General features: G+C 66.0%; 6 protein-coding genes. 2 read left to right on the forward strand and 4 right to left on the reverse strand.

Annotated features, from left to right (window positions below):
• Positions 1 to 379: 379 nt before the first annotated feature.
• A complete protein-coding gene (locus KME77_RS17845; protein ID WP_219468791.1) occupies positions 380 to 1,693 on the reverse strand; it encodes a UDP-glucose dehydrogenase family protein in 1,314 nt (437 codons plus the stop codon).
• Between the two features lie 125 nt (positions 1,694 to 1,818).
• Between KME77_RS17845 and KME77_RS17850 the strand changes: the two genes are divergently transcribed.
• Positions 1,819 to 2,982 carry an acyl-CoA dehydrogenase family protein gene (locus tag KME77_RS17850; protein ID WP_219468794.1) on the forward strand — a complete coding sequence of 388 codons (1,164 nt, stop codon included), beginning with the start codon at positions 1,819 to 1,821 and terminating at the stop codon, positions 2,980 to 2,982.
• A gap of 253 nt (positions 2,983 to 3,235) precedes the next feature.
• Positions 3,236 to 4,234 carry a hypothetical protein gene (locus tag KME77_RS17855; RefSeq protein ID WP_219468797.1) on the forward strand — a complete coding sequence of 333 codons (999 nt, stop codon included), beginning with the start codon at positions 3,236 to 3,238 and terminating at the stop codon, positions 4,232 to 4,234.
• 78 nt (positions 4,235 to 4,312) lie between these two features.
• Here the strand turns inward: KME77_RS17855 and KME77_RS17860 are convergent, their stop codons facing one another.
• The 3 genes from KME77_RS17860 to KME77_RS17870 form a co-directional block, all read right to left on the reverse strand.
• Entirely contained in the window at positions 4,313 to 5,578 is a 1,266-nt protein-coding gene (locus KME77_RS17860; protein WP_219468800.1) for a tyrosine-type recombinase/integrase, read from the reverse strand.
• A gap of 3 nt (positions 5,579 to 5,581) precedes the next feature.
• Positions 5,582 to 5,758, reverse strand: coding sequence for a helix-turn-helix transcriptional regulator (locus tag KME77_RS17865; protein WP_219468804.1), 177 nt, complete (start codon positions 5,756 to 5,758; stop codon positions 5,582 to 5,584).
• The coding region (locus KME77_RS17870; RefSeq protein ID WP_219468807.1) for a replication initiator at positions 5,755 to 7,013 on the reverse strand (1,259 nt) is incomplete at its 5' end. The genes KME77_RS17865 and KME77_RS17870, both read right to left, overlap by 4 nt.

Below are 7,013 nucleotides of genomic sequence, written 5' to 3' on the forward strand. Positions count from 1 at the left end.
GACCGGCCAGGAGCTGAGCTGACCGGCCAGGAGTAGGCCGACTGGGGCTGCCGCCGAACTGACCGGCCGGGAGCGGTTCGGCGGGGCCGCCGGGCTACCGGGGCCATGGGGGCTGCCGGGCTACCGGGCCGTTCGGGCAGGAGCAGCTCGGCCGGACCGCGTGCCTTGTCGCAGCCGGAGAAATTGCTCCTGCCCGTGTTATGCCTGCTCTTCCCGGGGTACTCGGTTTCTGCGCCTCCGGGTGCTGACCTTTCCGACTTATGCCGTCTTGTTGCGGCGCCCAGCCCTGTGCGGGCTCAGCGGCCGTGTCCCTGGAGGTCCTGAGCCCCGTACGGCGACTGGGGCTGGCCCATGCGTGCCGTACAAAAGAAAAGAAGGATCACGGACGGCCCAGGGCGCGATAGTGCCACCCCGCCGAGCGCCAGGTTTCCGTGTTGAGCGCGTTGCGCCCGTCGACGATCTTCCGCGTCGCCACGACCTCCCCCAGCTGCTCCGGATCGAGGTCCACGAACTCCGGCCACTCCGTGAGCAGCAGCACCACGTGCGCCCCCCGGACCGCCTCCAGCGCGGATTCGCCGTACTTCAGCTCGGGATGTGCCTTGCGAGCGTTGTCGAGCGCGATCGGGTCGTACACGGTGACCTGACCGCCTTGGTGCCCGATCGTGACGGCGACGTCGAGCGCGGGCGAGTCGCGTATGTCGTCCGAGTTCGGCTTGAACGCGGCCCCCAGCACCCCCACCACACAACCGTGGAACGACCCGCCGGCCAGTTCGCGCGCCAGGTCCACCATCCGCGCCCGCCGCCGCATGTTGATCGCGTCGACCTCGCGCAGGAACGTCAGCGCCTGGTCGGCCCCCAGCTCGCCGGCCCGCGCCATGAACGCGCGGATGTCCTTGGGCAGGCAGCCGCCGCCGAAGCCGAGCCCCGCGTTCAGGAACCGCCCGCCGATGCGGTCGTCGTACGACAGCGCCTTCGAGAGCTGCGTGACGTCGGCGTGCGCCGCCTCGCAGACCTCGGCCATCGCGTTGATGAAGGAGATCTTCGTGGCCAGGAACGCGTTCGCCGCCGTCTTGACCAGCTCCGACGTCGCGAAATCGGTGACCACCATCGGGATCTCCCCGAGCGGTTGGTAAATGTCGCGAAGCATCTTCTCGGCCCGGTCGGAGCGCACGCCGATGACGATGCGGTCGGGTTTGAGCGTGTCCTGGACGGCGAAGCCCTCGCGCAGGAACTCGGGGTTCCAGGCGAGCTCGGCGTCCGCCCCGGCCGGAGCGAGCCGGACGAGCTTGTCGGCCAGGCGTTCGGCGGTGCCCACGGGCACGGTCGACTTGCCGACGACCAGGCACTCGCGGTCGAGGTGCGGGGCCAGCGACTCGATGGCGGCGTCCATGTACGAGACGTCCGCCGCGTACTCGCCGCGCTTCTGCGGCGTGCCCACACAGACGAAGTGCACGTCGCCGAAGGCCGCGGCCTCCTCGTACGAGGTGGTGAAACGAAGGCGGCCGGATTCGAGGCCGCGACGAAGGACGGGTTCCAGCCCGGGTTCGTGGATCGGGAGCTCACCGCTGTTCAGCCGGCGAACCTTGTCGGCGTCGATGTCAAGGCCCAGGACGTCGAATCCGAGATCCGCCATGCAGGACGCATGCGTAATGCCCAGGTATCCGGTCCCGATCACCGTGAGGCGATATGGCACGAGAGAACTCCTTTCGATCGCCAGGCATGTTACCGGCCCTCGTTACCTCGTTCTGTGCCACCTGGGCATTTCCGCAAACCGTACCGGCTGGTAACAAGATGCTCGGACGTCCTAGTATTTATCCCATGAGCTTTCCTCTGTACGCGCCCGCCGAAGAGCACGACATGCTGCGCGAGACGATCCGGGCCCTCGCCGACGAGAAGATCGCCCCGCGAGCCGCTGAGGCGGACGAGACCGAGGAGTTCCCCTGGGACGTATACAAGGCGCTTGTGGCCTCTGACCTGCACGCCGTCCACATCCCGGAGGAATACGGCGGGGCCGGGGCCGACGCGCTCGCCACGGTGATCGTGATCGAGGAGGTGGCGCGGGCCTGCGCGTCCTCGTCCCTCATCCCCGCCGTGAACAAGCTCGGCACCGTCCCCCTGCTGCTGTCCGCTTCCGCCGAGCTGAAGTCCAGGTATCTCGCTCCGGTGGCGCGTGGGGACGCGATGTTCTCGTACGCGCTGTCGGAGCCGGAGGCGGGCTCGGACGCGGCGGCGATGCGGACCAAGGCGGTGCCGGACGGCGACCACTACATCCTCAACGGCACCAAAATGTGGATCACGAACGCGGGCATCTCCGAGTACTACACCCTGATGGCCGTAACAGACCCCTCGGCCGGCCCCCGCGGCATCTCCGCATTTGTCGTTGAAAAATCCGACGAAGGCGTCTCTTTCGGGCCAAAAGAGAAAAAACTCGGCATCAAAGCCTCGCCGACCCGGCAGGTACTCCTGGAGAACGTCCGCATCCCCGCCTCCCGCATGATCGGCGACCCGGGAACCGGCTTCAAGACCGCCCTCGCGACCCTCGACCACACCCGCATCACCATCGCCGCCCAGGCTCTCGGCATCGCCCAGGGCGCTCTGGACTTCGCGATCGGCTACGTGAAGGAACGCAAGCAGTTCGGCCGCCCGGTGGCCGACTTCCAGGGCCTGCAGTTCATGATCGCCGACATGGCCATGAAACTGGAGGCGGCCCGGCAACTCACCTACCACGCGGCGGCCAAGTCCGAACTGGCCATGAACGGCCAGCCCCAGAAAGACCTCACCTTCCTGTCGAGCGCCGCGAAGTGCGCGGCATCGGACGCGGCCATGGAAATCACCACGGACGCGGTGCAGCTGCTGGGCGGGTACGGGTACACGCGCGACTTCCCGGTGGAGCGGATGATGCGCGACGCCAAGATCACCCAGATCTACGAGGGCACCAACCAGATCCAGCGCATGGTCATGGCCCGCCAACTCCTCAAGTAGGCGTTGACCAGTACGAGCCCTGCCTGCTCAATCGCGACGGGCGGGGTTCGGCGCCTCTGAACAGTGTGCTAATTGATCACTGTTCCGTGCGTGTTCCGTGAGGTGCTGTACAGCCGCAACACACAGGGTCCTGATCATGGTCACCAGTGTGGGCCAAGGGACATCTTCAGCGGCGGGAAGAAGCCCACGCTCCGGGTTGAGGCGCCTGGTTATTCAGGTGCTCGCGTGTAATCAGGCCAACTAGGTTGATCCCGTGGAAATCAGGAACGAGCGTCAGCTAAATCCCGTGGCTGACGAAGTCTCGGCGATCACTGCGGTCGTACGACCGATCCTTCTCGGCACTCTCTACTCCCTCAAGGCCGACGTGGTGGAGGAGGCGGGAGGCCGCGAAGGGGTCAAGCTGAAGATGCTCCCACGCCTCCGTCGTCCTGGGGACGGCGACACTGGGATCTGCTTCGAGTACGCCGTGCACGATGCGGTGCGTCGAGGGGAGCCGGACGTCAGCGAGCGCGTCTACGATGCCTTGAACCATTGCAAGGTGCGCGGCAACAGCGTCGGATCAATTCTGTTCGGAGCAGAGAAAGCGGGCTCCCAACAGCTCATTGATACGGCTGCCGGGCTCCTCTCGGATGAGTCGGTCCTCCTGTCAGGTTCACGGGGACGCCCGGTGAAGCTGAAAAAGCACCTAACTAGCGCCGCAGCGGCCTTCAGGAGGAAGGGTGCAGAATCGGGACTGCCGCAGAGTATCAGTGGGCTCTGGCGCGCCGATCTCTTCCTTGGGCACTCAGACACCGACTCTTGGGTAGGCACCACTGTCAAGATCAACCCGTCTGGTCTGAAGGGGTACCCGGGGCTACGCGTCGGCGTGGTGCCCGCGAACCAAGGTGGCTCGGATGCCATTCGAAAGGACGACGCCAGGAATCTGGTGATCTGTCCAATGCCGTACGACGGGAGCTTCGTCGAGACGTTCTATATGGCATGGGAAGTCGTCACGGCATTCCTCGAAGCCGACGCACAGGTCCCTAAAGAGGTTTCCCTGCCCCGCCCCGCAGCCCGGACGGTCGCCCGCTATCTAGCTGATCGTCGTGAGTTTCCTGTCGTCGATGTGGTGGAGGCTCTCCAGGCTCTGTCTCAACCTGAACTACTCCAGACGCAGACGTCGTCAGCTGGACTGATTCTGTCTGGCGGTACGTCCGACGTCGTTCAAACCACATCGGTCCTGGCGCCCCACCCAACAATCGGAGCGGCTTAACCTGCTTGGTGGCCTTCCTGAGCTGGAGAAGAGAACGGCCCCGGCCTTAAGCAAGGACCGGGGCCAGCGTGGTTGTGCTCAAGCTCGACGATTGGTGTGCTGCGACACGCCCAGAGCCCGAGGCCGAAACAGTCGGTCATCGATCGCTCCGCGGGCGCGTTCATGAGAGCCGGGCATCAAGTGCGCATAGACGCGGAGGGTGAAGCCCGGGTCCGCGTGGCCGAGGTACTCGGCCAGTTCCTTGACCGAGACGCCGCCGGTCAGCATGACGCTCGCGTAGTAGTGGCGGAGCTGGTGCAGTCCCTCCTTCCGGGAGGTGGCGTAGCGGCTTCGCTTACGTATGTCCCTGTCCGGTGCTGGGATCACGCCCGCTGCCACCAGAGCGGGCTTCCAGACGGTCTCGCTGTAGCTTCTGGCCTTGATAAAGCGGTCGTCCGTCCAGCGAAACAGCAGATTGTGTGTGCGGAGTCTGCCATCCAGCTTCTCCCAGGGCAGGGAGCAGGCCAGCGGGGGATAGGCCGAGACGTGCCGCTTGATGGCCTCGGCCGCCCAGTCAGGCAGCGGTACGACCCGCTCACGGTCGTTCTTCGGCAGGGCGAAGACGTGGTCGGCTCCCAGCTTCTTGATCTGCCGTCGTACACGGAGAAGGCGCTCCTCCATGTCGATGTCTTCGAGGGCCAGGCCGAAGAGCTCGCCCTGCCGCAGTCCGCACGCGGCCCCGAGCATAGGGAGCAGGCGGAACAGGGCGGGGTGAGCGTCGATCAAGGCGTGAACCCGTTCGTCCGACCAGGCCGTGATCTCTTCGGTGGTGCGCTTCGGCACCTGGACGATCGGCGACTTGGCGGGACTTCGCTTGATCGCCTCGTCAGCGACGGCCAGGTCGAGGATGCCCTGAAGGACCAGGAAGGCCGTCTGTACGGTCGAGGTCTCGAAACGGCTGCTCAGGTCACTGATCCACGCCTGGATCTGGGACGGCTTGATGCTCTTCACCGGGCGCCTGGCGTAGGTCGGCGCGACGTGAAGGCGGTGGATGTACTCGTACCTGATCTTCGTTGACGGGTCCACGACGCGGGAGGCGAGCCACCGTTCGGCGAGGTCGGCGAAGAGCACCTTGCCGGCGTTGGGGTCGATGTAGTCGCCACGGGCGATGTCGGCTCCCATGGTGGCGATCTTGCGTTCGGCGTCGGCCTTGCGGTCGTACGCAGTCGAGCGCTCGTTGCCGTCGGGGTCTACCCAGACGGCCAGCCAGCGCTTGCCCTTGCCGTGGCGTGCGGTCTTGACCTTCTGCGGCGTGCCGTCTGAGGTGCGGACTGTCTTGGTCCAGAGGTCCTTGACGAAGGCCATGGGCTACTCCTGGTCCTGGACCCAGGACATGACGTCCTCGGGCACGTAACGGAGGTGTCGGCCGATCTTGTGGCCTCTCGGGCCTGTCCGGTGGTGTCGCCACTGGTAGAGCGTGGCTATAGGCACGCCGAGGAAGGCGGAGACGTCATCGATGGTCCAGAGCTTGTCGACGACGTTCATCGATGGCCTCCCTCGATCGCAGCGGCGAGGATGGCGTCACCGAGAGACAGGCCCTTGCCGGCGTACTCCCAATGGGCGATGACGAGCACGGTGTCCTCGTCGAAGAGCGGGAGCCGTCCGGTGGCGATCTTGTTGGTGTGCATGTGTTCTTCGCGGGCGGCGCGGAGTTTGCCGAGGGTGGTGGAGTAGTGGCGGCTCTTGGTGGAGAAGTGGCCGCGGAAGCCGAGCATGTGAGCCCAGCGGGTGAGTTTCAGGTCGGCCAGGACGGGGCGGTTGCCCAGGCGCATGCATGCCGTGATCAGTCTGCGGGCGTGTTCACGGATGAGGAGGGCGGTCAGGTCGGCGAGGGGTGAAATGCGCTGGTCCAGGGTGCCTACGCATTCGGCTGCCTTTGTGGCGTATTTGGCGATGTAGGCGGCGACGGCTTGTTCGGTGAGGTCGCTGTCCATGGTGATGGGGCGGACGTCGAGTTGTTTGCCCCAGCGGAAGGTTCTGCTCAGGGGTCTGATCTCCGCGGTCACGGCGGCAGCCGCGTGTTGGACGGCTTGCGTCAGTGCTTCGGGAGTCGCCCAGGCAGGTGGCGGAGAGCTGGGTCCGTCTGGTCCGTCGAGGCGGATGATGGCGTGGAAGTGGACGACGCCGCGTCGTTGGTATTCGGCGACCTTGGCAAAGGCGATCTTGGCCTGGTCGCGTAGGGATTTGATGGTCAGGCCGTTGAGCTTGGCGAAGCGGCGGCGCAGGGCGAGGGTGAAGCGTCGCCAGAGTTCGGGACTGAGGGCGTTGAACAGGACCGAGCCGTCGTAGTCGTAGCAGTCGGGACACAGTGGTTCGCCGAGGCGCGGGTCGTCGGTGCTGTGCCGTTCGGTGCAGGACAGGACTTGTCTGTGCGGACAGGTCTCAGCGTTGCGGCGGGCGTGGCAGGGCAGGACTTTGCCGTTGTTCTCGCGTTGGACGTGGACGGCTCCGAAGGAGGGGGCGGTGAGGGTGATGAAAAGGCAGGGGTGGGTGCTTACCGTCTTGGGGACGCCCTTGCCGCCGACGAGGCCGGCGCGGATGAGCTGGTAGGTGTCGGCGCGGTAGATCTCGGCGCAGGCCGGGCAGCGGGAGGCGCGGCGGGTCTTGCACGGTACGCGCAGGACGCCGTCTGGTTCGGTGGTGGTGCTGTAGCGGTGGAGTGGCCGGCCGGTGGCGGTGTCGACGTGTAGGACGTGGCCGCGCATGTGGATGGGTTGGCGGCAGGCGCCGGTGCGGCGGG

It is taken from the genome of Nonomuraea rhizosphaerae, from assembly GCF_019396405.1.
GTDB lineage: Bacteria > Actinomycetota > Actinomycetes > Streptosporangiales > Streptosporangiaceae > Nonomuraea > Nonomuraea rhizosphaerae.

Coding starts and splice junctions, on each gene's coding strand:
- KME77_RS17860 (WP_219468800.1), bottom strand. CDS start 5,578: ATGGCCTTCGTCAAGGACCTCTGGACCAAGACAGTCCGCACCTCAGAC.
- KME77_RS17850 (WP_219468794.1), top strand. CDS start 1,819: ATGAGCTTTCCTCTGTACGCGCCCGCCGAAGAGCACGACATGCTGCGC.
- KME77_RS17865 (WP_219468804.1), bottom strand. CDS start 5,758: ATGAACGTCGTCGACAAGCTCTGGACCATCGATGACGTCTCCGCCTTC.